General features: G+C 65.4%; 1 protein-coding gene. It reads right to left on the bottom strand.

Features of this window, described 5'->3' with window-relative positions; translation table 11 throughout:
* Positions 1 to 92: 92 nt before the first annotated feature.
* Positions 93 to 784 (bottom strand): type VI secretion system baseplate subunit TssK (gene tssK / locus HX846_RS34570; protein ID WP_178967186.1); only part of this gene is annotated, 692 nt, incomplete at its 5' end.

The following is a 784-nucleotide window of genomic DNA, read 5'->3' as shown; positions in this document are numbered from 1 at the left end:
GGCGCCGGCTCTGCGCGAACAGGCTCCGGCGCGCGGCCACCGGGACGCGGCATGAACTGGGTGCGGTCATCGTCATTCGGATGCATCGCGGATTACCCTCGGATGGCCCAGAAAGCCAGGTTCAACCCCGGGAACTGGCCGGCGATGTGGAACGCAAAGCCACCGGAATTACCCAGTTGCTGCCAGTGCTCGCTGCCCCGGTCCAGCTCGTAGTAGGTGGAGCCTGCGTGGTACGGAATCTGCCGTGGCGCCACCGGCAGCGGCAGCAGGCCGATGCCCGGCAGTTGCAGGTTGACCAGGTCGCGGATGTGTTCCACCGAGCCGACTTTGCTTTGCTGGCCGAAGCGTGCGCGCAGGGTTTCGCCCGGCACATCGGCGCGCACCACCAGGATGAAACTGGCGCTGTCGATCAGGGTTTTGTCGGCCAGCATCGCCACATGCACGCCGTAGGCTTTCTCGACAATCGGGATCGGCGTGGCCTTGCTGTCGATCAGCATCGACAGCGCCTCGCGCAGGGCCTGCATCACCGGGGTGAAGCTCAAGGCCAGGTCGTCATGCTGGTATTGCGGGTATTCGTGGGGGCGGCGACCCGTGGTGGAGAAGGTCGAGAACTCGCCGGCCAGGCTCACCAATTCACTGAAGAAACGCTCCGGGTGCAGCGGGCTCAACTGACTCAGGTGCTGGATCAGCGGCTGGGCGCGGTTGACCAGTTGCAGCAGCATGAAGTCGGCAATCTCCGAAGCACCACCGGCGCCCGAAGCCACCACGCGCCCGGCCAACGCTT

Source organism: Pseudomonas sp. K5002 (assembly GCF_013386655.1).
Lineage (GTDB): Bacteria > Pseudomonadota > Gammaproteobacteria > Pseudomonadales > Pseudomonadaceae > Aquipseudomonas.
Note: the sequence above shows the minus strand (reverse complement) of the source record. Positions and strands in the feature narration are given on the sequence as shown.